Below are 24,627 nucleotides of genomic sequence, written 5' to 3' on the forward strand. Positions count from 1 at the left end.
TGCGACGGCAAGATGACGGTTGGGTAAAAAATCCCGCAATTCCGGGCTTAAGGGGTCTTCTGTTGTCAACAGGCTAGGGGCTTCTGCGGTGCCTTGGTGTTTCGCCTCATGTCTGGACTGGCGGCTGAGAAAGAATGTTAAGCCCAGGACGGTCTGCGCGCCGCAGGGCTAAGGCAGGTGATGGATAAGGACAGCGCGGTTTGATCTGCGGTTTCTTCCTGTCTGCTTCGATCAGTGTGCCGCTGCACAATCGCCGGTGTTTTTTATCCATCAACAGCGAAAAATCATTCTGTCACGTTTTTGTTTTCAATGCTGCTTGACACCCACCAAGGAACCACTTAGTTAGCCGCTCATCGAACGGCACATGACGATCGGTAAGCGGGGAAGCAAGCTTCCCACCAGGAAATTGCGGGTGTAGCTCAGTTGGTTAGAGTGCCGGCCTGTCACGCCGGAGGTCGCGGGTTCGAGCCCCGTCACTCGCGCCATCCTGGTACTAAAAAGTGAATGGCTTTCCATTCAGATGCCCTTGACACGGCATCGTCAATGCGCGGGTGTAGCTCAGTCGGTTAGAGTGCCGGCCTGTCACGCCGGAGGTCGCGGGTTCGAGCCCCGTCACTCGCGCCATTTCTTTATCTTTCCAAGCTGTTATTTTGTGTGAATTGCGAAGTGCTCTATACCGGCCTTCGCTCTTGGTGTTAAAGTCTTTGTGTGCATGTGCGAAATGCGGGAAGCGCACTTGCGCACGGGCGCTGGCTGCGCTAACCAACGGCTCGTTGCAACAGTCTTTTTGGCTTGTCGGTATTCTGCCGTGAACGTCGCCCGGCGTTTTGACAAGCAAGGATGGATACGATGACTGAACTCCTCAGTTCCTACCTTCCGATCGTGGTTTTCGTCGGAATTGCGATGGTTATCGGCATTGCCCTTTTGGTGACGCCGTTTGCCGTGGCATTCAAGGCGCCCGACTCGGAAAAGCTTTCGGCCTATGAATGCGGCTTCAACGCCTTTGACGATGCCCGCATCAAGTTCGATATCCGATTCTACCTCGTGTCGATTCTCTTCATCATCTTCGATCTTGAAGTTGCCTTCCTGTTTCCTTGGGCGGTCTCCTTTGGTGCGATCGGCTGGTTCGGTTTCTGGTCGATGATGGTGTTTCTCGGCGTGCTGACCGTCGGATTTATATATGAATGGAAGAAGGGAGCCCTGGAATGGGAGTGAGCCAAAGCGATCACCAGACCCTGGTTGCACCACAGCCCAAGGGTATTCTGGACCCTGCCACCGGCAAGCCGGTTGGCAATGACAGCACTTTTTTCGGCGAGATCAATGATGAACTGGCTGACAAGGGGTTTCTGGTCACCTCAACCCAGGCTCTGATCACCTGGGCGCGTACCGGGTCATTGATGTGGATGCAGTTTGGTTTGGCCTGCTGCGCCGTCGAAGGCCTGATGCAGGCGTCCGGCCCGCGTTACGACATGGAGCGCTTCGGCGTTGCACCGCGTGCATCTCCGCGCCAGTCGGACGTGATGATTGTTGCGGGAACCCTGACCAACAAGATGGCGCCCGCCTTGCGCAAGGTCTATGACCAGATGCCGGAGCCGCGCTATGTGATCTCCATGGGTTCCTGTGCCAATGGCGGCGGCTACTATCACTATTCCTATTCCGTGGTCCGGGGTTGTGACCGGGTCGTGCCTGTCGACATTTATGTGCCGGGCTGTCCCCCCACGGCAGAGGCGCTGCTCTATGGCGTCCTGCTGCTTCAGAAGAAAATCCGCCGCACCGGCACGATCGAGCGCTAAGGCGAGGGACCGACAAGATGAGTGAAGCCCTGCAAGTGCTGGCATCCCACATCACCGAAAACAGCGGTGGTCTTGCTTTGTCGAGCACCGTTGCCTTTGGTGAACTGACGGTCACCACGACCGTCGAAAATATCTATGCGCTGGTGACTTTCCTGCGTGACGACGCCCGTTGCGGCTTCATCAATATTATCGACATCTGCGGTGTGGATTATCCCGAGCGTGTCGAGCGTTTCGAGGTTGTCTATCACTTCCTGGCGCCGAAGCAGAACCAGCGCATCCGCGTCAAGCTGTCCACCAGCGAAGACAAGCCGGTTCCGTCGATCTGTCCGCTGTTTCCGGGTGCCGACTGGTTTGAGCGCGAGGCCTGGGATCTCTATGGCGTGATGTTTACCGGTCATCCGGATCTGCGTCGTCTGCTGACTGATTACGGTTTTGAAGGCCATCCGCTGCGCAAGGATTTTCCGCTGACAGGCTTTGTTGAAGTCCGCTATGATGACACGGTCAAGCGGGTGGTTTATGAACCGGTTGAGTTGAAGCAGGAATTCCGTAGTTTCGACTTTCTTTCGCCTTGGGAAGGCACGGATTACGTGCTGCCCGGCGATGAAAAAGCCGCGAAGTAAGGGAACGGAAGGCGAGACCATGACTGAACATTCCGTCCGTAACTTCACGATCAATTTCGGCCCCGAACATCCTTCCGCACACGGCGTTTTGCGTCTTGTGCTGGAGCTGGACGGTGAAATCGTCGAGCGTGTCGATCCCCATATCGGCCTCTTGCACCGTGGTACCGAAAAGCTGATTGAAGCCAAGACCTACTTGCAGGCATTGCCCTATTTCGACCGGCTGGACTATGTCGCGCCGATGAACCAGGAACATGCCTATTGCTTGGCGGTGGAAAAGCTTCTCGGCCTGGAAATTCCGATCCGCGGCCAGCTGATCCGGGTTCTTTATTCCGAAATAGGCCGTATCCTGTCGCATATCATGAACGTCACCACGCAGGCGATGGACGTCGGTGCGATGACGCCACCGGTCTGGGGCTTCGAAGAGCGCGAAAAACTGATGGTGTTCTATGAGCGGGCTTCTGGCGCGCGCATGCATGCCGCCTATTTCCGTCCCGGTGGCATTCACCAGGATATTCCGGCCCAACTGGTCGAGGATATCGGTGCCTGGTGCGACCCTTTCCTGAAAGTTCTCGATGATATTGAGGGACTGTTGACCGAGAACCGGATTTTCAAGCAGCGCAATGTCGATATCGGCGTCGTCAGCCTGGAAGATGCCTGGAAATGGGGCTTCTCTGGTGTGATGGTTCGCGGTTCGGGTGCAGCCTGGGATTTGCGCCGCTCGCAGCCTTACGAATGCTATTCCGATATGGAATTCGATATTCCGGTCGGTAAGAATGGCGACTGCTACGACCGCTATCTGATCCGCATGATGGAAATGCGCGAATCGGTGAAGATCATGAAGCAATGCGTCAATCGCCTGCTCGGCGATGCGCGCGTTGGCCCGGTTTCTTCTGTGGATGGCAAGGTTGTGCCGCCGAAACGGGGTGAGATGAAGCGGTCGATGGAAGCGCTCATCCATCACTTCAAGCTTTACACTGAAGGTTTCCACGTACCGGCTGGCGAAGTTTATGCGGCCGTCGAGGCGCCGAAGGGTGAATTCGGGGTCTATCTGGTAGCGGACGGCACAAACAAGCCGTATCGCTGCAAGATCCGCGCTCCTGGGTTCGTGCATCTGCAAGCCATGGACTTCATGTCGCGCGGTCATCAGCTTGCTGACGTAACGGCGGTGCTGGGGTCTCTCGACATCGTTTTTGGTGAGGTGGATCGTTGATGCAGCTTATCCTTTCGGATCGGCAGTGTGGTGCTCGTCTTGCAACGTCGGTTGCAGGTTGGCGCTACGCATTGCAATCCGCTGGGACCGACCGGCACTGTCCCGCCAGGCCGTCTGCTCTGCAGGCGGCAATCGGGCTTTCTGCCGCATTGCTCGTCAGCGTCCGCGAGAAGGACAATCTGAACGCAGGCCGGGATGCTGTCATGGCGACGCATCAAGGTCTTCTGTTCAAAAACTGAGATAAGGCGTGAGGAAGTATGTCCGTTCGTCGTTTAGCCGAAGATCAATTCCAGCCCGCATCCTTCGCTTTTAGCGAGGAAAATGCCGTTTGGGCCGAAGCCACCATCCGCAAATATCCGGAGGGTCGTCAGCAATCCGCTGTCATCCCGCTGTTGATGCGGGCGCAGGAGCAGGATGGCTGGGTTACCAAGGCGACGATCGAATTCGTCGCGGACAAGCTCGACATGCCCTATATCCGCGTGCTCGAAGTGGCGACCTTTTATACTCAGTTCCAGTTGAAGCCGGTCGGTACCAAAGCCCATATCCAGGTCTGCGGTACCACGCCCTGTATGCTGCGCGGCTCGGAAGAGCTGATGAAAATCTGTAAGAAAAAGATCCATCCAGAGCCTCTGGAGCGTAATTCAACCGGGACTCTGTCCTGGGAAGAAGTCGAGTGTCAGGGTGCCTGCGTCAACGCGCCGATGGTGATCATTTTCAAGGACGCTTATGAGGATCTGACACCTGAGCGTCTCGAAGAAATCATTGACGCCTTCGAAGCCGGCAAGGGTGTAGAGGTCAAGACAGGCCCGCAGATCGAGCGGGTGTTTTCTGCGCCTGAAGGCGGCCTGACCAGCCTGACGGAAGAGATCACTCCGGTCCGTTGGGGCGAGGGGCAATCCGGGCAGGATGAGGCAACGGTTCCTCCATCCAACGCAGCCCGCCCGGTCACCGATACGCCGGTTACCGATCCGAAGCTGAAGACGCCTGCTACCGACAAACCGGCAGCGAGCGAGAATGCGAAAGTCTCCGGCGACACTGCCGACAAGGCCAAGGGGTGAGAGATGTTACAGGATAAGGACCGCATTTTCACCAATATCTACGGCCTCAAGGATAAGTCCCTGAAAGGCGCGATGAGCCGCGGCCACTGGGACGGGACCAAGCAGATCCTGGAAAAGGGTCGCGACTGGATCATCAATGAAATGAAGGCCTCGGGTCTTCGCGGTCGTGGCGGCGCAGGCTTTCCAACGGGTCTGAAGTGGTCTTTCATGCCGAAGGAAAGCGACGGTCGCCCGCATTATCTGGTCGTCAATGCCGATGAATCCGAGCCCGGCACCTGCAAGGATCGGGAAATCATGCGCCATGATCCGCATACGCTGCTGGAAGGCTGTGTCATCGCCGGTTTCGCCATGGGCGCCCACGCCGCCTATATTTATGTACGCGGCGAATATATGCGCGAGCGCGAAGCCCTTCAGGCTGCGATTGACGAATGCTACGAATATGGATTGCTGGGTAAAAACAACAAGCTCGGCTGGGATTATGACATTTACGTTCACCATGGCGCAGGGGCCTATATCTGCGGCGAGGAAACGGCTCTTCTTGAAAGCCTTGAAGGCAAGAAGGGCCAGCCACGCCTGAAGCCGCCGTTCCCGGCCAATATGGGTCTCTATGGCTGCCCGACGACGGTCAACAATGTCGAATCGATCGCGGTTGCGCCGACCATCCTGCGTCGTGGCGCTGGCTGGTTCTCGTCCTTTGGCCGCCCGAACAATGTTGGCACCAAGCTGTTCATGATCTCCGGTCATGTCAACAAGCCCTGCACGGTTGAAGAGACCATGGGGATCACGTTCCGCGAACTGATCGAGCGGCATGCCGGCGGCATTCGCGGCGGTTGGGACAATCTTCTGGCTGTCATTCCCGGCGGTGCGTCCTGTCCGGTGGTCAAGGCGGAAGATATTATTGACGTCCCCATGGATTTCGATGGGCTGCGTGATGTGAAATCCTCGTTCGGTACCGCAGCGATTATCGTCATGGATAAGTCCACCGATATCATCAAGGCGATTGCCCGGCTGTCGCAGTTCTTCAAGCATGAGAGCTGCGGCCAATGCACGCCGTGCCGTGAAGGGACCGGCTGGATGTGGCGGGTGATGGAGCGCATGGTGAAGGGCAATGCCCAGAAGCGCGAAATCGACATGCTGTTCCAGGTCACCAAGCAGATCGAAGGTCATACGATCTGCGCGCTTGGCGATGCGGCTGCTTGGCCGATCCAGGGTCTGATCCGTAATTTCCGGCCTGAGATCGAGGCCAGGATTGATGACTATACCCGCAAGGCCATGGACCATGGCGCGGTCATGGAAGCGGCTGAGTAACGAAGGCTCCGGTTACAGTGGTGCCGAGTAACAAAGGTGATGCGATGGTTGAGGCTTCGAAACGGACGGGAACTGATGCATCGGCAAAGCCGGCTGACACCAGCCGCGGTGCTGAGATGGCCGGATCGTCGCTGCATGCTTTGATGGCCAACCCGATGGCTGCCTTTGCGGCTGCCACGGTGCTTGGTTTCGGTTTTGCCACCCAGATGACCGGTGTGATGCTCGGTTCCATGCAAACAATGATGGACAAGCCCACCCGTCGGACGAAGGACGATGTGCCGGAAGATAAAGCTGATCATCAGGTTGCTGCCGCATCCGTTTCAGAGGTCAATTTGAAGCCTGAAACGCAGCTGCAGCCCGTCGGTGCTCCGGTTTCGGATGCAGTGGTTCAGCCCAAAGTAGCACCCGCACGCCGTCCAGTCGCAAAAACCAAGAGCAAGCCGCAGGCTGCCAAGCCGGTAAAAAGCCCGGCAGTGCGTTCGGCCAAAAAGCCGACAGTCGCGCCTGTGACACCTGTAGAGGAGCCCGAAGTGAAGGCGGCGCCTGTTGCCGTCAAGCCCGCCCGGCGGCGCGGCAAGAAGGCGGATCTTAAGGCAATCGGCGGTGTCGGGCCGAAGGTTCAGGAAATGCTCAGTAAACTGGGTGTTCATGGCCTTGATGATATCGCCACCTGGGCGCCCGAAGATGCGGCACGGATTGATGCGGAGCTTGGTCTCGACGGTCGCATCCTGCGTGATGACTGGATCGGACAGGCCCGCAAGCTGACCGGTGCTTGATTAGGCGGGTGTGGCGGCGACGGTTTGTGAATTGTGATTGAGATAGAATGTGTTACGACGTGTTTTGTGTCTCATGTATGAAGCACTGCACAGAAAAGATGGGCGAAGGCCTATTGGATGAATTGAGGGCGCTCTGCCGCCATGCATCCCACCTTGACTGATGGGATGCAAAGCAGGCGAGCGGTCGAGAACTGAGACATGCGTAGCGGAAAATCCTGTGCGGTTTTCCTGGCCGGACTGAAGAAGCGGCGGCTGCGATGGACGTGAGACAGGAAGGCGAATATGGCAAAGCTGAAAGTCGACGGTAAGGAGATCGAGGTTCCCGATCATTTCACGCTGCTTCAGGCGTGCGAGGAAGCGGGTGCCGAAGTTCCGCGTTTTTGTTTCCACGAGCGGCTTTCGGTCGCTGGCAATTGCCGTATGTGCCTTGTCGAGGTGAAGGGCGGCCCGCCAAAGCCGGCAGCCTCCTGCGCTATGGGCGTGCGCGATATCCGCGGTGGCCCGAATGGCGAGTTGCCGGAAGTCTATACCAATACGCCAATGGTCAAGAAGGCGCGCGAAGGGGTGATGGAGTTCCTCCTCATCAACCACCCGCTCGATTGTCCAATCTGTGACCAGGGCGGCGAATGCGACTTGCAGGACCAGGCCATGGCCTTCGGTATCGACAGTTCCCGCTATGGCGAGGACAAGCGCGCCGTCGAGGACAAATATATCGGGCCGCTGGTCAAGACGGTGATGAACCGTTGCATTCACTGCACGCGCTGCGTCCGCTTCACCACCGAAGTGGCCGGCATTGCCGAACTCGGCCTGATCGGTCGTGGCGAGGATGCCGAAATCACCACCTATCTCGAACAGGCAATGACCTCGGAATTGCAGGGCAATGTCGTTGATCTCTGCCCGGTCGGTGCGCTGACCTCCAAGCCCTTCGCCTTCACGGCCCGTCCGTGGGAATTGGGCAAGACCGAATCGGTCGATGTGATGGATGCGCTGGGTTCGGCGATCCGCGTCGATACGCGCGGTCGTGAAGTGATGCGTGTCATGCCGCGCGTCAATGACAGCATCAATGAAGAGTGGATTTCCGACAAGAGCCGCTTCATTTGGGACGGATTGAAGACCCAGCGTCTGGACCGGCCTTATGTGCGGCGCAATGGACGTCTCCAGCCAGCAACCTGGCCAGAAGCCTTCGCCGAAATCAAGACTGCCGTCTCGGCTACCAACGGCTCGAAGATCGGCGCGATTGCTGGTGATCTGGCATCCGTCGAGGAAATGTATGCACTGAAGGAACTGCTGACTTCGCTTGGTTCCACCAGCTACGATTGTCGCCAGGACGGCACGGCGCTCGATCCTGTTCTCGGCCGTTCGTCCTATATCCTCAACTCCACCATCGAGGGTATCGAGGATGCCGACGCGCTGTTGTTGATCGGTTGCAATCCGCGCCTTGAAGCGGCGGTCATGAATGCGCGTATCCGCAAGCGGTGGCGTCGTGGTGGCTTCCCGATCGGCGTAATCGGCGAAAACGCTGATCTGCGTTATGATTATAGCTATCTGGGTGCGGGTACTGATACGCTTTCCGATTTGGTTGCTGGCAAGAACAACTTCTTTGATGCATTGAAGACGGCTGCCAAGCCCTTGATCATCATTGGCCAGGGCGCTTTGACCCGTGGTGACGGCGCTGCCGTGCTGGCTCAGGTCGCTGCGCTTGCTGTTGCCGTCGGTGCTGTCAGCGAGAGCTGGAATGGCTTCGGTGTTCTGCATACCGCAGCGTCGCGCGTCGGTGGCCTCGATCTTGGCTTCGTGCCGGGGCAGGGGGGCAAGACGGCCGCAGAAATGCCTGGTGCAATGGATGTCCTCTTCCTGCTCGGCGCAGATGAACTGGATCTGTCGGCCAAGACCGCAAAGCTGACTGTCTATATTGGTTCGCATGGCGATAACGGCGCCCAGAATGCCGATGTTATCTTGCCGGCTGCCGCCTATACGGAAAAGTCGGGCACTTGGGTGAATACGGAAGGTCGCGTCCAGCTCGGCAATCGCGCTGGTTTCGCGCCGGGTGAGGCTCGCGAAGACTGGGCTGTGCTGCGCGCGCTTTCGGACGTGCTCGGCAAGAAGCTGCCGTTCGATTCGCTTGGCCAACTGCGACAGAAGCTTTATCAGGTCTATCCTCATTTTGCCGCGCTTGACGAGATTGCCGCAGGCAATCCGGCGGAAATCGACGCCTTGGCGAAAAAAGGCGGGAACATGACCCAATCCGGGTTTGCGTCTCCGATCAAAGACTTCTATTTGACAAACCCGATTGCACGCGCGTCTGCGGTGATGGCCGAGTGCTCGGCATTGGCCCGCAACAATTTCAAGGCTGCGGCAGAGTAAGGGCAAGGGACCATGGACAGTTTCGTTTCTACCTATGTGTGGCCGGCGGCCATCATGATCGGCCAGTCCCTGCTGCTGCTGGTCTGCCTGCTGGTGTTCATTGCCTATATCCTGTTGGCAGACCGCAAGATCTGGGCGGCGGTGCAATTGCGCCGTGGTCCGAATGTGGTGGGTCCATGGGGGCTTTTCCAGTCCTTCGCCGACCTTTTGAAATTCGTGTTCAAAGAACCGATCATTCCGGCTGGCGCCAATAAGGCCGTTTTCCTGCTGGCGCCGCTGGTGGCAGTGACGCTCGCTCTGGCGACATGGGCGGTTATTCCGCTCAACCAGGGCTGGGTGATTGCCAATATCAATGTCGGCATTCTCTATGTGTTTGCGATTTCCTCGCTGGAAGTCTACGGCATCATCATGGGGGGCTGGGCGTCCAACTCGAAATACCCATTCCTCGGTGCCCTGCGCTCTGCGGCTCAGATGGTCTCCTACGAAGTGTCGATCGGCTTCGTCATCGTCACGGTGCTGCTGTGTGCGGGATCTCTGAACCTCACCGACATCGTCAATTCCCAGAACCATGGTCTCGGCACGATGATGGGAATGCCGGCCTCGCTGCTGGACTGGCATTGGCTGTCGCTGTTTCCGATGTTTGTGATCTTCTTCATCTCGGCGCTGGCGGAAACCAATCGTCCTCCCTTCGACCTGCCTGAGGCTGAATCCGAACTGGTCGCCGGCTTCATGGTCGAATACGGCTCGACCCCTTACATGATGTTCATGCTGGGTGAGTATGCAGCCATCGTGCTGATGTGCGCCCTGACCACCATTCTGTTTCTGGGTGGCTGGCTGCCGCCGTTGGACATTGCAGTACTCAACTGGGTGCCGGGTATTATCTGGTTCATCCTCAAGGCGACGCTGGTGTTCTTCATGTTCGGCATCACCAAGGCGATCGTTCCGCGCTACCGTTATGACCAGTTGATGCGCCTGGGTTGGAAAGTGTTCCTGCCGCTGTCGCTGGCCATGGTGGTCATTGTTGCATTCGTGCTGAAGCTTGGGGGCTGGGCATGAGCCTTCACCCCGCAGATTTCGGCAGAATTGGAGTTTGAAGATGGCAAGTGTTTCCCAGGCTGTCCGCTCGCTGTTTCTGAAAGAGTTCGTCAACGCATTTTTCCTATCGATGCGTTACTTTTTCAAGCAGAAGGCGACTGTGAACTATCCGTTTGAGAAAGGCCCTGTCAGCCCGCGCTTTCGCGGCGAGCATGCGTTGCGCCGCTATCCCAATGGCGAGGAACGTTGCATTGCCTGCAAATTATGCGAGGCGATCTGTCCGGCCCAGGCGATCACCATCGAAGCCGGCCCGCGCCGCAACGATGGCACGCGCCGCACGGTTCGTTACGATATCGACATGGTAAAATGCATCTATTGCGGCTTCTGCCAGGAAGCCTGCCCGGTCGATGCGATCGTCGAAGGTCCGAATTTCGAATTCTCGACGGAATCACGCGAAGAACTCTATTTCGACAAGGCCAAGCTTCTGGCCAATGGAGATCGGTGGGAGCGGGAAATCGCGCGCAATCTTGCGCAGGATGCCCCTTACCGCTGAGATCGTCTTTTTGAGGAAACCGATGGCGGTTGGGCAAGATCTGTCCGTCCCGGTTTGAAATTGAAACGAAATGCATGGCTGGTCCGGCCCGGACCACTGGCATTTCATGGGACACGGCCGCGCCGCGCTCCTGAGGAAGATGAAAAGGCACCATCATGGGTCTTCAGGCAATCTTTTTCTACCTTTTCGCCTTTGTCGCGGTTGCGTCGGCGTTCATGGTTATTTCGTCACGCAATCCGGTTCATTCGGTTTTGTTCCTCATCCTCACCTTCGTCAACGCGGCTGGTCTGTTCATGCTGACGGGTGCCGAGTTCCTGGCGATGATCCTGCTGGTCGTCTATGTCGGCGCGGTTGCAGTGCTCTTCCTGTTCGTGGTGATGATGCTGGACATCGACTTCACGGAATTGAGGGCAGGGGCTTCGAAATATGGTCCCTTGGCGGCCTTGATCGGCGCCATCGTTGCAGCTGAACTGATCTTCGTCATCGGCGGCTCGGCGATTTCCCCAGCTGCAAAGCAGGCGATCACCATGCCGATTCCGGCACTGGCGGACCGTCAGAACACGGCCGCGCTCGGTGATGTGCTCTATACCAATTATGTCTTCTTCTTCCAAATCGCCGGCCTCGTGCTGCTGGTGGCCATGATCGGCGCTATCGTGCTGACGCTGCGTCACCGCCAGCACATCAAGCGGCAGAATATTGCACACCAGGTTGCACGTGGACCGGCGACTGCCATCAAGGTGGTCAAGGTCAAGCCCGGCCAGGGCATCTGAGCTGAAGGCAAGGGATCTCAAGGAAACGAACAATGGAAATCGGACTTTCCCATTATCTCACCGTCAGCGCGATCCTGTTCATGCTGGGCGTCTTCGGTATCTTCCTGAACCGAAAGAACATCATCGTTATCCTGATGTCGGTGGAACTCATTCTTCTGGCGGTAAACGTCAACATGGTGGCCTTCTCGTCATTCCTCAATGATATCGTCGGCCAGGTTTTCGCGCTGTTTATCCTGACCGTCGCGGCTGCGGAAGCCGCGATCGGCCTTGCTATCCTCGTTGTCTTCTACCGCAACCGCGGATCGATCGCCGTTGAAGACGTCAACATGATGAAGGGCTGATACGGCTATGCTATTGTATAAGACAATCGTCTTTCTTCCGTTGCTTGGCGCGCTCATCGCCGGCCTGTTCGGTCGCCAGATCGGCGCCAAGGCATCGGAATTCATCACGACAGGGTTCATGGTGCTGACTGCGGCCCTGTCTTGGTACGTGTTTATCTCGGTGGGCTTCGGTCATTCTGAGCTGATCAAGGTTCCAGTTTTACGCTGGATTCAGGTCGGCGGCATCGACGTTGAATGGGCGCTGAGGATCGACACGCTTACAGCGGTCATGCTGGTCGTCGTCAACAGCGTCTCGACGCTGGTGCATCTCTATTCCATCGGCTACATGCATCACGATCCGCATCGCCCGCGCTTCTTCAGCTATCTGTCGCTGTTTACCTTCGCAATGTTGATGCTGGTCACGTCAGACAATCTCCTGCAGATGTTCTTCGGCTGGGAAGGCGTCGGTCTGGCATCCTATTTGCTGATCGGCTTCTGGTTCAAGAAACCGTCGGCAACGGCTGCGGCCATGAAAGCCTTCATCGTCAACCGTGTCGGCGACTTCGGCTTTATTCTCGGCATCGCTACGCTGTTCGTTCTGTTCGGATCGATCAATTTCGAGACGATCTTCGCTTCGGCCCAGACATATCTGCCAGCCGAAGGCGCACCTGCCGGTGACGCTGTCATCAATCTGTTCGGTATGCATCTTGACAAGGGCCATGCGGTCACCGCAGCCTGCCTGCTGCTGTTCATGGGGGCCATGGGCAAGTCGGCGCAGTTCCTGCTGCATACCTGGCTGCCGGACGCGATGGAGGGGCCGACACCGGTTTCGGCACTGATCCACGCGGCAACCATGGTTACCGCCGGGGTCTTCCTCGTTGCCCGCATGTCTCCGGTCTTTGAACTGTCGCCGGACGCCCTAACGGTCGTCACCATCGTCGGTGCGATCACGGCCTTCTTCGCGGCCACCGTTGGTCTCGTGCAGAACGACATCAAGCGGGTGATTGCCTATTCGACCTGCTCGCAGCTCGGCTACATGTTCGTGGCGCTCGGCGTCGGCGCCTATGGCGCTGCCATTTTCCACCTGTTCACGCATGCGTTCTTCAAGGCCTTGTTGTTCCTTGGTGCCGGTTCGGTCATTCATGCGGTGGATGGCGAACAGGACATGCGTCACATGGGTGGGCTGCGCAAGCATATCCCCGTGACCTTCTGGGCGATGACCATCGGTAATCTGGCGCTGACAGGTGTTGGTATTCCGGGAACGATGATCGGTACGGCAGGCTTCTTCTCGAAGGATGCGATTATCGAATCCTCCTTTGCTGCCAGCACAGGCGTTTCAACCTTTGCCTTCGTGCTTTTGGTTATTGCGGCCCTGTTCACCAGCTTCTATTCCTGGCGCCTGGCGTTCATGACCTTCTTTGGCAAGCCGCGCGCCTCGCATGAAGTCATGCATCATGTGCATGAATCTCCTCAGGTCATGCTTGTTCCGCTTTACCTGTTGACGACGGGTGCCTTGTTTGCTGGCTTCATCTTCCATGACTATTTCTTCGGCGAAGCCTATGCCGAGTTCTGGAAGGGCGCGCTGTTTACCGGTGCGCATAATGAAGTGCTCCAAGAGGTCCATCACGTCCCGACCTGGGTGAAGCTCAGCCCGTTTGTTGCCATGCTCGTCGGCTTGGTCACCGCCTGGTACATGTATATCAAGTCGCCGGAAACGCCGAAGAAACTGGCACAAAGCCAGTGGCTTCTCTACCAATTCCTGCTCAACAAGTGGTATTTCGACGAGCTTTATGACTTCCTCTTCGTACGGTCCGCCAAGGCGCTTGGCCGGTTCCTGTGGAAGAAGGGCGATGTTGCCACGATCGATGCCTATGGCCCGAATGGCGTTGCTGCCGGGGTCGCAGGTCTGACGCAGCGGGTTGTCCGGCTGCAATCCGGCTATCTCTACCACTATGCGTTCGCGATGCTGCTCGGGATTGCAGCGCTTATTACCTGGATGATGCTAGGGAGTTCGATCTGATGACCGATTGGCCAATTCTTTCAACGGTCACCTTTCTGCCGCTGGTCGGGGTTGCCCTGCTGCTGCTGATGAATGGCGACACCCCATCCGGACGCCGGAACGTTCTCAATATTTCGCTGTTGACGACGGTTGCGACCTTTATTGTGTCGCTCTTTATCTGGATCGGCTTCGATAACGCCAATCCAGGCTTCCAGATGGTGGAAAATCATCCCTGGCTTGGTACAGGCATCGCTTATCACCTCGGCGTCGATGGCATTTCCATGCTGTTCGTGGTGTTGACGGCCTTCCTCATGCCGTTCTGCGTGCTCGCCAGCTGGACATCGGTCCAGAAGCGGATCAAGGAATACATGATCGCCTTCCTCATCCTTGAAGTGATGATGATCGGCGTATTCGTGTCGCTCGATATCGTGCTGTTCTACGTGTTCTTCGAAGCTGGCCTGATCCCGATGTTCATCATCATCGGTGTCTGGGGTGGCAAGGATCGCGTCTACGCCTCCTATAAGTTCTTCCTCTATACGCTGCTCGGCTCGGTGCTGATGATGCTGGCGATCATGGCAATGTACTGGGATGCCGGTACGACCGACATCGCAGCGCTTCTGGCTCATAAATTCCCACCGCATTTACAGACGGTGCTATGGCTGGCGTTCTTCGCCTCGTTTGCGGTGAAGATGCCGATGTGGCCTGTTCACACATGGCTTCCCGATGCCCACGTCCAGGCGCCGACCGCTGGTTCGGTCATTCTGGCGGGGATCATGCTGAAGCTCGGTGGTTATGGGTTCATCCGCTTTTCGCTGGCAATGTTCCCGCTTGCCTCCGACTATTTTGCACCGGCGGTCTTTGCGCTCTCCGTTATCGCCATCATCTACACCTCGCTTGTGGCGCTGATGCAGGAGGATATGAAGAAGCTGATTGCCTATTCCTCCATTGCCCATATGGGCTATGTGACGATGGGTATCTTTGCTGCCAATACCCAAGGTCTTCAGGGTGCGGTTTTCCAGATGATCAGCCACGGTTTCGTCTCAGGCGCGCTGTTTCTCTGCGTCGGCGTGATCTATGATCGCATGCATACCCGCGAAATCGTCGCCTATGGCGGTCTCGCCAACAATATGCCGAAATACGCGCTGGCCTTCATGATTTTCACCATGGCCAATGTTGGGCTGCCTGGTACTTCGGGCTTTATCGGCGAATTCCTGACGCTGATCGGTGCGTTCCGGGCCAATAGCTGGGTGGCACTGTTTGCTGCCACCGGTGTTATCCTGTCGGCGGCCTATGCGCTCTGGCTCTATCGCCGGGTCGTTTTCGGAGCGCTGGACAAGGAGAGCCTGAAAGCGCTTCTCGATCTGTCGTTCCGCGAAAAGGTCACGCTTTATCCGTTGATCGCGCTCACCATCCTGTTCGGTGTCTATCCGGCCCCGATCTTCGACGTGACGACGGCTTCGGTGGATGCGCTTTTGAATAACTACACCGCTGCTCTGCAGGTTGCGCAAAATGTTGCGCTCCTGGTGAACTGACGACAGGATCATTGGACATGAATGCTGAAACTCTCCTTGCAAGCCTGCATCTCGTCACGCCGGAGCTTCTGCTTGCGGTTGGCGCGCTGGTATTGCTGATGATCGGCGTGTTCACCAACAAGACCTCGTTGGTGACAGGCCTGGCGGTTGCGCTTCTCGCCGCCGCCTGTGCGTGGATCCTGTTGATGCCCGCCGACGGTGTCGCCTTCGGCGGTGCCTATATCTCCGACGGCTATGCCCGTTTCATGAAGGTCCTGGCCCTGATCGGTTCGATCACCACCATGGTGATGGCGTTCGGTCAGGCACGCGCCAACGATCTCGACAAGTTCGAGTTTCCGGTCTTGCTGGTGCTGGCCACCCTCGGCATCCTGTTGATGATCTCGGCCAATAGCCTGATCTCTCTTTATATGTCGTTGGAACTCCAGTCTTTGGCGCTCTACGTCATCGCCGCCATGAACCGCGACAGCGCACGGTCTTCGGAAGCCGGTCTGAAATATTTCGTGCTTGGTGCCCTGTCGTCGGGCATGCTGCTCTACGGCATGTCGCTGGTCTACGGCTTTACCGGCAATGTCGAGTTCGACAAGATCGCTGCCGTGTTGGCCGCTGGTCACACCAATCTCGGACTTATTTTCGGTCTGGTTTTCGTGCTTGCCGGTCTTGCCTTCAAGATTTCCGCCGTTCCGTTTCATATGTGGACGCCGGACGTTTACGAAGGCGCGCCGACACCTGTCACAGCTTTTCTGGCAGCAGCCCCAAAGGTTGGCGCTATGGCGATCCTGGTGCGTATCGTCATCGACGCCTTCCAGCCGATCACCGCTGAATGGCAGCAGATCGTCGTGTTCATCGCGATCGCCTCCATGGTTCTGGGTTCGGTAGCCGCCATCGGCCAGCGCAATATCAAGCGCCTGATGGCCTATTCCTCCATTGGTCATATGGGTTACGCTCTGGTCGGCCTGGCCGCTGGCTCCAAGCAGGGCATCGAGGGCGTTCTGCTCTATATGCTGATCTACCTGATCATGAACCTCGGTACCTTTGCCTGCATCATGGCGATGCGGACCAAGGAGGGGGAAGCGCTTGAAACAGTGGATGATCTGGCTGGCCTGTCGCAGACCCGTCCGTTCATGGCGTTTGTTCTGACGGCACTGATGTTCTCGCTGGCTGGTATTCCGCCGCTCGCTGGCTTCTTCGGGAAGTATTTCGTCTTCCTGGCGGCTATCGAGGCACATCTGTATGCCCTGGCGATCATCGGTGTTCTGGCCTCGGTTATCGGCGCCTATTACTACCTGCGGCTCGTCAAGGTCATGTGGTTCGACGATGCCAAGATCGAGTTTGCCGCGACGTCTGGCACGTTGCGGGTGGTCTTTGGCCTGTCCGGTCTGTTTGTCATTGCCTATGTGTTGATCGGCGGACCGATCGGCAGTGCGGCGTCGGCAGCGGCAGCGACTCTGTTCCGTTGAGCGACTATTCCACCCATCGTCGGAAGGCGCTCGACGCCTTCCGACATATTGCGCTGGACGAGGTGGATTCCACCAACCAGCAATGCTTGATCAGAGCCCGTGACGGTGATCCGGGAGATCTCTGGATCACAGCCAACCGCCAGACAGGCGGGCGAGGGCGTCGTGGCAGGCCTTGGGCCTCGGAGCCCGGCAATCTCTACAGCTCTCTTTTATTGATCGATCCGGCGCCTTTGGCCGATTTAGCTTCGCTTCCCTTGGCTGTGGCTGTGGCCGTGCATGATGCGATTGGCGTCGTGTTGCCGTCGGGTGCGCCGCCTTTGGAAATCAAATGGCCGAATGATGTGCTGATTGGTCGTGCCAAGACCTCCGGCATTTTGCTGGAAGCGGAGCGGACACCGGGTGGACGAAACGCTCTGGTCATTGGTATTGGCATCAATCTTCTTTTCAAACCCACTGAAACGCCGTATCCCACGGCCTCGCTCGCCGAGCATGGCGCAGCCGTTACGCCTGATGAGCTTTTCACGCATCTTTTCGCCGCCATGGCCGATGCACTGGCGCTCTGGGATCGGGGCCGTGGCGTCAAGGCCGTGATGCAGCGCTGGCGGCAGGTGGCTTGTGGGATCGGTGAGAAAATCACCGTCAATCTCCCGGATCGGTCGATTTCCGGTGTGTTTTCAGGAATCGATGATAAAGGGATATTATTGCTCGACCGGGGCTCGCTAGGCATCACGCCAGTTGCGGCGGGAGATGTGTTTTTCGAGCCGAATGGGCCAAGGAAAGAATGACAAAGACAGACGAACTGGTATTTCTGCCGCTGGGCGGCGTGGGTGAAATCGGCATGAACCTGGCGCTTTACGGCTTTGGCCCGCCGAAGAACCGGGAATGGATCATGGTGGATTGCGGTGTGACCTTCCCTGGTCCCGATCTGCCTGGTGTGGATCTGGTGCTGCCTGACATCCGCTTCGTTCTCTCGCAGAAAAACAGGCTCAAGGCGATCTTCATCACCCACGCGCATGAAGATCATTATGGCGGGCTAAACGATATCTGGCCGGGCCTGAATGTGCCGGTCTATGCCTCGGGTTTTACCGCTGGCATGTTGGAAGCCAAGCGGAATTATGAGGGAACCCGGGCTGAAATTCCGGTAACGCCCTTCAAGCCAGGCGACAAGGTCCATGTCGGCCCCTTTGTTGTCGAGGCTTCGGACGTCAACCATTCCATTCCCGAGCCGATGTCGCTGATTATTCGCACACCGCTTGGCAATGTCATCCATACTGGAGACTGGAAGATTGACCATGCGCCGTCGCTTGGCCCGCTGACCGATGAGGCGCGGTTCCGCGCTCTTGGTGACGAGGGTGTACTGGCGGTGATGTGCGATAGCACCAACGCGATGCGGGAGGGCGTTTCGCCCTCCGAGCAGGAAGTCTCGGAAGGATTGCGCAAGATCATCAAGACGGCCGAAGGGCGCGTGGCGATTACCACGTTTTCCTCCAATGTCGGACGTATCCGCTCGATTGCCAAGGCAGCCGAGGCTGCGGGGCGCGAAGTGCTGCTGCTGGGCAGTTCCTTGAAGCGGGTCGTGGGTGTGGCGCGCGATGTCGGGCTGATGGAAGGCGTGCAGCCTTTTATCGCCGAGGACGAATATGGGTACATTCCCCGCGATAAGGTCGTGGTGATCCTGACAGGTAGCCAAGGTGAGTCGCGCGCGGCGCTTGCCAAGCTGTCCCGCGATGAAATGCGCAACGTGGCGCTGACCAAAGGCGATACAGTTGTTTTTTCGTCTCGCGCTATTCCCGGCAATGAAAAGCCGATCAACGATATCAAGAATGGCCTGATCGAGCAGGGCGTCACCATCGTTACCGATAGCGACGCGCTGGTGCATGTCTCCGGTCATCCACGTCGCAACGAACTTTTGCAGATGTACCAATGGACGCGCCCGCAAATTCTCGTCCCTGTTCATGGCGAGGCGGCCCATCTAACGGCGCAGCAGAAACTGGCTCTGGAGGCGGGGATTGCTCAGGTGCCGAAAGTCCGCAATGGCGACATCCTGCGGCTGGCGCCTGGTCCTGCCGAAGTCATCGGTGAAGCGCCGTATGGCCGGGTCTTCAAGGACGGCAAACTGCTGGGCGATTTCGAGCAGATGGGCATTGGTGAGCGGCGTAAGCTGTCTTTTGCAGGCCATGTCTCGGTCAGTGTCCTCCTGGACGAACGATTTGAATTCCGCGACGATCCGGAAGTGGTTGCCCATGGCCTGCCAGCGGAAGATCTGGAAGGCGATGACATGGAGGATATTCTCTATGACGCGGTGCTGAGCGCGGTTGAGAGCATTCCGCGCACGCGGCGCAAGGATCTTGGCGCTTTGCGTGAAAGTATCCGTCGTGCTGTGCGCTCTACGGCCAATGAGTGCTGGGGCAAGAAGCCGGTCGTTACGGTTTTTGTGACCAAGGTCTGATTGCCGGGGTCACTGGCAAGGGATATTTCTGGAGCTGGAATACCTCAGCTATCAACAATGCATAGAGCGCCAGTCATCGTGTGATGATGGCGCTCTATGGGCGCAGATATGGGAGAAGCGTTTGCTGGGTCGGGTCAATCATATCGCCATCGCCGTGCCAGATCTTAGCTCTGCCGTTGAGACTTACGCTGACACGCTTGGCGCGACGGTTTCCGAAGCTCAAGCCTTGCCGGAGCATGGTGTGACGGTGGTTTTTGTTGAACTCCCAAATACCAAGGTCGAACTGCTGGCGCCGCTGGGCGATCATTCCCCGATCAAAGCCTTTCTCGAGAAATCGCCCAATGGTGGCATGCACCACATTTGCTATGAAGTGGATGATATTTACGCTGCGCGGGACCGCCTGATCTCCAAAGGTGCCCGCGTTTTGGGAGATGGTGAACCGAAAATCGGCGCGCATGGCAAGCCGGTACTTTTTCTGCATCCCAAGGATTTTAATGGGACATTGATCGAACTCGAGCAACTCTAGATCATCCTCGACCCTTTGATGGTTCGGTTTCAATGAATTTTCGGAATACGGGCAATGACCTTTATTTCAAAATCGAAACCGGCAAGCCAGGTGACCCCAACGGCCGTCCAGTTCGGATAGGGTGCGCTGTGAAAGATCTCCTGCTTGACAGGCATTATGATTGGAAACTGCTGTTCGGGGTCCGTGTGAAACGTCGTTACATCGACGATATCCTCCAAGCCGCATCCCGCAGCACCCAAGACGGCCTTGAGATTTTCGAAAGCCAGTTGGACTTGACGCTTGAAATCAGGCTCAGGTGTTCCATCGTCAAGGCTGCCGACCTGACCTGAGACAAACAACAGGTCACCGGAGCGAATGGCGGCGGAATAACCGTGTTCTTCGTAAAGAGCATGTCGATTGGCAGGAAAGATTGCTTCGCGCTCAGTCATTTTTCTCTCTTTTCTGAGTTATCGGATGACAATGTGAGTGGGTCTGCGCGACGCTTCACAACGCAGCCGTTATTTCGTATACGGTTCGTATCCAGGGTAACCGTATACGAACCGTATGTCAAATTCACATGCGTACCGTATGTGAAATGAGGTCTGAATGGCAAAGTCCCGACGAGAAACCATGGAGGAAAACCGCATCAAATTGATTGCGGCAGGCCGAAAAGCCTTTGCTGAAAAGGGATATGCGGCGGCGTCCATGGACGAGTTGACCGCTGCTGCGGGGCTAACGCGCGGTGCGCTTTATCATAACTTTGGCGACAAGCGGGGTCTGTTGGCGGCGGTTGTCGACCAGATCGATTCGGAAATGGCCGTGCGTGCCCAGCAAATCGGTTCTCATGCCGCGACAGACTGGCAGCGCCTGCTGGCTGAGGGCGTGGCCTATATCGAAATGGCAATGGATCCGGAAGTCCAGCGCATCGTGTTGCTTGACGGGCCCGCGGTGTTGGGTGACCCGTCCAAATGGCCAAGCCAGAATACCTGTCTTCAGATAACCCGCCGGGCCCTGGAGACCCTTATTGCCCAAAAGGTCCTAAAGCCGGTTGATGCAGAAGCCGCTGCACGGCTTCTGAGCGGGGCCGCCCTTGATGCGGCACTTTGGATTGCGGCCAGCGATGATCCGGAAAATGTCTTGCCAAAGGCGGTCGAGGCTTTCCGCGCCCTGGCTGAAGGCTTGCTTCGCAATCCGCTTTGATCGGTTTGCCCACACCGCCGGATTGAACAATCACGGTGTGAAAGGTACTGCCGATAGCCTCGGGTTTTCCCGAAAACCGGTTTCCACTTTTCGGCCCAATGCTGTAGATTGCACTCTTGCGACTGTGTTCGGGGTGCATTTCGGGGAGGAAGAGTGATGTCCTGGGTTACCGGTGGAGCGATCTATTTCATTCTCTGGTGGGTTACGCTGTTTGCCGTCCTGCCCTTTGGAGTGCGGACTCAGGACGAAGAAAGCGCCATCGTTCCAGGCACCGTGGCCAGCGCCCCAGCAGGATTCCGCTTCTGGCGGGTGATGGGTACCACGACGATTGTCGCTGCCGTCATCTTTTTTGGCTGGAATTTCGTGTCCGGCTATTTCGGCTTCAGCTTTGCTGACCTGCCGCACGTCATGCCTGATATTCGCTGAGCGGTGGGTCTGTCCCGTAAGCGGACAGCACCCGTATGGGCAAAAAAAAACAAGGCCCGAAGACCTTGTTATTGAAATGTCGCGTGACCTTTCACCAATTAAGGGGCTGCGAATGACCGCGCCTAAGATCTGATCCTCCCAAGACTTTAACCGCGAAATCGGCAGAAATTTAAGCTTTCTGCCTGTTTTGTGAGCGTAAACTAGCTCAACAAGGCAGACTTGTCATCAACTTTTTGCATTTTTGTTACAGCTTTCTAAAAAAAGAAATTGAGCTGGAAATTTTTGCTGATTTGTCAATATTTTGACATGGTTGAGCCGCGAGCGAATGCTCAGGCGTAAGTGATTTGCCCCGGTTTTGGAGCTGGATCTCAGTATTTTTGCCAGGTGTTCAGTCATGAGCCAGCCAAAACAAGCCGATCGTTAAGATGTCTCTGCATGAGGCAGATTGGGCCGCAGGGCCTTGTTATCCTTCGCCGCCGTGCACAAAAGGACGGGGCGGGTTTTCTTCCGTGTGCGAAACGGTTAGAAGGCTTCAAGAAAAACCAGATATACGGCTGATTCCGCACGAAATGCGGCTCGCCTCACCAATGGAAGTCGGTATGCGTCTCTCCCGTTATTTTTTGCCTATCCTGAAGGAAAATCCCAAGGAAGCGGAAATCGTTTCTCACCGGCTGATGCTGCGCACCGGCATGATCCGGCAGCAGTCGCAGGGCATCTATTCCTGGCTGCCGCTGGGCAAACGCGTACTGGACAAGGTCAATGCGATCATTCGTCAGGAGCAGAACCGGGCAGGAGCAGTGGAATTGCTGATGCCGACCCTGCAATCGGCGGAGCTTTGGCAGGAAAGCGGTCGTTACGACGACTATGGCAAGGAAATGCTGCGGATTAAGGATCGGCAGGACCGGCCCATGCTGTACGGTCCCACCAATGAGGAAATGATCACGGACATCTTCCGGTCCTATGTGAAATCCTACAAGACCCTGCCGCTGAACCTCTATCACATACAATTGAAATTCCGTGATGAGATCAGGCCGCGCTTCGGCACGATGCGGTCGCGCGAGTTTTTGATGAAAGACGCTTATTCCTTCGATTTGACGAAGGAGGGCGCCATTCACTCCTATAACAAGATGTTTGCCGCCTATCTTCGGACGTTTGACCGGCTTGGTCTGCGCGCCATTCCAATGCGCGCCGATACCGGCCCGATCGGTGGCAATCACAGCCATGAATTCATCATTCTCGCCGATACTGGTGAATCGGAAGTCTTTTGCCACAAGAGCTTCCTGGATCGCGCCATTCCGCCTGCCGATACCGATTTTGACGATGTTGCTGGCCTTCAGGCGATTTTTGACGAGTGGACGTCGCACTATGCCGCAACCTCGGAAATGCATGATGAGGCGGCTTACGGTGCCATGCCGGATGACGCGAAAATTTCCGCTCGTGGTATCGAGGTCGGTCATATCTTCTATTTCGGCACCAAATATTCCGAACCGATGGGCGCCAAGGTGCAGGGACCTGATGGTAAGGAACATCTTGTCCACATGGGATCCTATGGTATTGGGCCGACCCGCCTTGTTCCGGCCATTATCGAAGCTTCCCATGATGAAAATGGCATTATCTGGCCGGCTTCCGTCGCGCCGTTCGATGCCATCATCATCAACATGAAGGCTGGGGATGCCGGTTGCGATGGCGCTTGCGACACCGTGTACGGGGCGCTGACCAAGGCTGGCAAGGATGTTCTTCTCGATGATACCGATGATCGCGCCGGTGCGAAATTCGCGCTGGCGGATCTGATCGGCGTTCCCTACCAGGTGATCGTCGGTCCGAGGTCGGTCGCCAATGGCGAAGTCGAGCTGAAGAACCGTAAAACCGGCGAGCGTGAAACCATGACCATCGAGGCCGCCATCAACCGTCTTGCCGGTTGAGCGACGCCAGGAGGCAAGATTGAGCAGTGAAACCGGAAGCTCTGCGGCAGGCGATACCGCAGTGCCATCATCCGCAAAGCCGTTTTCCGCATTCGAGCGCATGGTAGCTTGGCGCTACCTGCGTGCTCGGCGCAAAGAGGCGGTGATTTCGGTCATTGCCGGCTTTTCCTTTGTCGGCATCATGCTTGGGGTTGCGACCCTGATTATCGTCATGGCTGTCATGAACGGTTTTCGGACCGAGTTGATTTCTCGTATCCTCGGCATAAACGGGCATATGATCGTTCAGCCGGTCGACAGTCCCTTTACCGACTTTGCCGATCTTGCCAAGAAATTCTCTGCCGTCCCTGGTGTCACCATGGCGCTGCCGCTGGTCGAGGGCCAGACGCTGGCCTCTGGCAAGGGTGGGGCTGGGACGGGTGCGTTGGTGCGCGGCATCCGCCCCGACGACCTGTTGAAGCTCAAGGAAGTGGCGGCAAATATCAAAACCGGCGACATGGTGGGCTTCACATCCGGCCAGGGCGTGCTGATCGGTTCGCGCATGGCCAACGATCTCGGTTTGCAGGCGGGCGATTCCATCACTCTGGTCTCGCCAGAGGGGGACGTGACCCCGATGGGAGTCAACCCGCGGGTCAAATCCTACAAGATTTCCGGTACGTTCGAGATCGGCATGTCGGAATATGATTCCTCGATCATTTACATGCCGCTTGAAGAATCGCAGCTCTATTTCAACGCGGAAGGCGTGGTGCAATCCATCGAATTGTTCGTCACCAATCCTGACGACATCGATGAGCTGCGCCCCAAAGTCGAGGCGGCAGCGGGCCGTCAGGTGTTCATCAGCGATTGGCGCCAGCGCAACCAGACCTTCTTCTCCGCCTTGCAGGTGGAGCGTAATGTGATGTTCATGATCCTGACATTGATCGTCATCGTCGCGGCCTTGAACATCATTTCCGGCCTGATCATGCTGGTGAAGGACAAGAGCAGCGATATCGCCATTCTGAAGACCATGGGCGCCAGTTCAAGTTCGATCCTTCGGATCTTCTTCATGACGGGTGCGGCCATCGGCATCGCTGGCACGTTCGCTGGCGTTGGACTGGGCGTGCTGGTCTGTCTGAACATCGAATCGATCCGGAATTTCTTCTCCTGGGTCTCCGGTACGGTGTTGTTTGATCCGCAACTCTATTTCCTCAGCAAATTGCCGGCGGATATGAGCTTCGGTGAAACGGTTTCGGTGATTATCATGTCGCTCACCCTATCCTTCATCGCCACCATCTTTCCGGCATGGCGGGCGGCCCGGCTCGACCCCGTACAAGCCCTGCGTTACGAATAAGGA

24 protein-coding genes and 2 tRNA genes are annotated in these 24,627 nt (G+C 56.9%); 25 read left to right on the plus strand and 1 reads right to left on the minus strand.

Annotation, left to right across the window (positions count from 1 at the left end):
• Positions 1 to 408 precede the first annotated feature (408 nt).
• The 21 genes from AVCG78_RS04540 (at position 409) to mce (ending at position 19,770) form a co-directional block, all read left to right on the plus strand.
• Positions 409 to 485: transfer RNA gene (locus AVCG78_RS04540), tRNA-Asp, on the plus strand.
• A gap of 62 nt (positions 486 to 547) precedes the next feature.
• Positions 548 to 624: transfer RNA gene (locus tag AVCG78_RS04545), tRNA-Asp, on the plus strand.
• 225 nt (positions 625 to 849) lie between these two features.
• Positions 850 to 1,215 carry an NADH-quinone oxidoreductase subunit A gene (locus AVCG78_RS04550; protein WP_041697832.1) on the plus strand — a complete coding sequence of 122 codons (366 nt, stop codon included), beginning with the start codon at positions 850 to 852 and terminating at the stop codon, positions 1,213 to 1,215.
• Complete coding sequence (locus AVCG78_RS04555; RefSeq protein WP_015915649.1) at positions 1,206 to 1,793, plus strand: NuoB/complex I 20 kDa subunit family protein; 588 nt, start codon at positions 1,206 to 1,208, stop codon at positions 1,791 to 1,793. The genes AVCG78_RS04550 and AVCG78_RS04555 overlap by 10 nt, the downstream gene beginning before the upstream one ends.
• A gap of 17 nt (positions 1,794 to 1,810) precedes the next feature.
• Positions 1,811 to 2,413, plus strand: coding sequence for an NADH-quinone oxidoreductase subunit C (locus tag AVCG78_RS04560; protein ID WP_015915650.1), 603 nt, complete (start codon positions 1,811 to 1,813; stop codon positions 2,411 to 2,413).
• A gap of 19 nt (positions 2,414 to 2,432) precedes the next feature.
• Complete coding sequence (locus AVCG78_RS04565; protein ID WP_071204609.1) at positions 2,433 to 3,623, plus strand: NADH-quinone oxidoreductase subunit D; 1,191 nt, start codon at positions 2,433 to 2,435, stop codon at positions 3,621 to 3,623.
• On the plus strand, positions 3,623 to 3,862 hold the full coding sequence (locus AVCG78_RS04570) for a hypothetical protein (protein WP_071204608.1): 240 nt from the start codon (positions 3,623 to 3,625) through the stop codon (positions 3,860 to 3,862). Before AVCG78_RS04565 ends, AVCG78_RS04570 begins: the two co-directional genes overlap by 1 nt.
• 18 nt (positions 3,863 to 3,880) lie before the next feature.
• Entirely contained in the window at positions 3,881 to 4,681 is an 801-nt protein-coding gene (gene nuoE, locus AVCG78_RS04575; protein WP_071204607.1) for an NADH-quinone oxidoreductase subunit NuoE, read from the plus strand.
• Positions 4,682 to 4,684: 3 nt separating this feature from the next.
• Entirely contained in the window at positions 4,685 to 5,989 is a 1,305-nt protein-coding gene (gene nuoF, locus AVCG78_RS04580; protein ID WP_015915653.1) for an NADH-quinone oxidoreductase subunit NuoF, read from the plus strand.
• A 44-nt stretch (positions 5,990 to 6,033) separates the two neighbouring features.
• Entirely contained in the window at positions 6,034 to 6,765 is a 732-nt protein-coding gene (locus AVCG78_RS04585; RefSeq protein ID WP_071585286.1) for a hypothetical protein, read from the plus strand.
• Between the two features lie 282 nt (positions 6,766 to 7,047).
• Positions 7,048 to 9,129 carry an NADH-quinone oxidoreductase subunit NuoG gene (nuoG, locus tag AVCG78_RS04590; RefSeq protein ID WP_071204604.1) on the plus strand — a complete coding sequence of 694 codons (2,082 nt, stop codon included), beginning with the start codon at positions 7,048 to 7,050 and terminating at the stop codon, positions 9,127 to 9,129.
• A 12-nt stretch (positions 9,130 to 9,141) separates the two neighbouring features.
• Positions 9,142 to 10,185: an NADH-quinone oxidoreductase subunit NuoH gene (nuoH, locus tag AVCG78_RS04595; protein ID WP_015915656.1), complete on the plus strand. Its 1,044-nt coding sequence runs from the start codon at positions 9,142 to 9,144 to the stop codon at positions 10,183 to 10,185.
• Positions 10,186 to 10,225: 40 nt separating this feature from the next.
• Positions 10,226 to 10,717, plus strand: coding sequence for an NADH-quinone oxidoreductase subunit NuoI (gene nuoI, locus AVCG78_RS04600; protein ID WP_015915657.1), 492 nt, complete (start codon positions 10,226 to 10,228; stop codon positions 10,715 to 10,717).
• 155 nt (positions 10,718 to 10,872) lie between these two features.
• Positions 10,873 to 11,487 carry an NADH-quinone oxidoreductase subunit J gene (locus AVCG78_RS04605; protein ID WP_015915658.1) on the plus strand — a complete coding sequence of 205 codons (615 nt, stop codon included), beginning with the start codon at positions 10,873 to 10,875 and terminating at the stop codon, positions 11,485 to 11,487.
• 32 nt (positions 11,488 to 11,519) lie between these two features.
• Positions 11,520 to 11,828: an NADH-quinone oxidoreductase subunit NuoK gene (gene nuoK / locus AVCG78_RS04610; RefSeq protein ID WP_015915659.1), complete on the plus strand. Its 309-nt coding sequence runs from the start codon at positions 11,520 to 11,522 to the stop codon at positions 11,826 to 11,828.
• Positions 11,829 to 11,835: 7 nt separating this feature from the next.
• A complete protein-coding gene (gene nuoL / locus AVCG78_RS04615; RefSeq protein ID WP_071204603.1) occupies positions 11,836 to 13,827 on the plus strand; it encodes an NADH-quinone oxidoreductase subunit L in 1,992 nt (663 codons plus the stop codon).
• Positions 13,827 to 15,338 carry an NADH-quinone oxidoreductase subunit M gene (locus AVCG78_RS04620; protein ID WP_071204602.1) on the plus strand — a complete coding sequence of 504 codons (1,512 nt, stop codon included), beginning with the start codon at positions 13,827 to 13,829 and terminating at the stop codon, positions 15,336 to 15,338. Before nuoL ends, AVCG78_RS04620 begins: the two co-directional genes overlap by 1 nt.
• 17 nt (positions 15,339 to 15,355) lie before the next feature.
• On the plus strand, positions 15,356 to 16,795 hold the full coding sequence (nuoN, locus tag AVCG78_RS04625; RefSeq protein ID WP_070150443.1) for an NADH-quinone oxidoreductase subunit NuoN: 1,440 nt from the start codon (positions 15,356 to 15,358) through the stop codon (positions 16,793 to 16,795).
• A complete protein-coding gene (locus AVCG78_RS04630; RefSeq protein WP_071204601.1) occupies positions 16,792 to 17,580 on the plus strand; it encodes a biotin--[acetyl-CoA-carboxylase] ligase in 789 nt (262 codons plus the stop codon). Before nuoN ends, AVCG78_RS04630 begins: the two co-directional genes overlap by 4 nt.
• Positions 17,577 to 19,244, plus strand: coding sequence for a ribonuclease J (locus tag AVCG78_RS04635; protein WP_070167218.1), 1,668 nt, complete (start codon positions 17,577 to 17,579; stop codon positions 19,242 to 19,244). Before AVCG78_RS04630 ends, AVCG78_RS04635 begins: the two co-directional genes overlap by 4 nt.
• A 121-nt stretch (positions 19,245 to 19,365) precedes the next feature.
• Positions 19,366 to 19,770 (plus strand): methylmalonyl-CoA epimerase, encoded by a 405-nt coding sequence (gene mce, locus AVCG78_RS04640; protein ID WP_071204599.1) that lies wholly within the window; start codon positions 19,366 to 19,368, stop codon positions 19,768 to 19,770.
• A 29-nt stretch (positions 19,771 to 19,799) separates the two neighbouring features.
• On the opposite strand, the gene AVCG78_RS04645 is transcribed toward mce, so the two are convergent.
• Positions 19,800 to 20,198: a RidA family protein gene (locus AVCG78_RS04645; RefSeq protein ID WP_015915666.1), complete on the minus strand. Its 399-nt coding sequence runs from the start codon at positions 20,196 to 20,198 to the stop codon at positions 19,800 to 19,802.
• 157 nt (positions 20,199 to 20,355) lie between these two features.
• Between AVCG78_RS04645 and AVCG78_RS04650 the strand changes: the two genes are divergently transcribed.
• The 4 genes from AVCG78_RS04650 to AVCG78_RS04665 all read left to right on the plus strand — a co-directional run bounded on the left by AVCG78_RS04650 (position 20,356) and on the right by AVCG78_RS04665 (position 24,624).
• Positions 20,356 to 20,949 carry a TetR/AcrR family transcriptional regulator gene (locus AVCG78_RS04650; RefSeq protein ID WP_071204598.1) on the plus strand — a complete coding sequence of 198 codons (594 nt, stop codon included), beginning with the start codon at positions 20,356 to 20,358 and terminating at the stop codon, positions 20,947 to 20,949.
• 156 nt (positions 20,950 to 21,105) lie between these two features.
• Positions 21,106 to 21,375 (plus strand): DUF1467 family protein, encoded by a 270-nt coding sequence (locus AVCG78_RS04655; RefSeq protein WP_015915668.1) that lies wholly within the window; start codon positions 21,106 to 21,108, stop codon positions 21,373 to 21,375.
• 599 nt (positions 21,376 to 21,974) lie between these two features.
• Positions 21,975 to 23,297 (plus strand): proline--tRNA ligase, encoded by a 1,323-nt coding sequence (gene proS / locus AVCG78_RS04660; RefSeq protein WP_071204597.1) that lies wholly within the window; start codon positions 21,975 to 21,977, stop codon positions 23,295 to 23,297.
• Positions 23,298 to 23,316: 19 nt separating this feature from the next.
• Complete coding sequence (locus AVCG78_RS04665; RefSeq protein ID WP_015915670.1) at positions 23,317 to 24,624, plus strand: lipoprotein-releasing ABC transporter permease subunit; 1,308 nt, start codon at positions 23,317 to 23,319, stop codon at positions 24,622 to 24,624.
• Positions 24,625 to 24,627: the final 3 nt, after the last annotated feature.

It is taken from the genome of Gillisella vitis (assembly GCF_021559775.1).
Taxonomy (GTDB): domain Bacteria; phylum Pseudomonadota; class Alphaproteobacteria; order Rhizobiales; family Rhizobiaceae; genus Allorhizobium; species Allorhizobium ampelinum.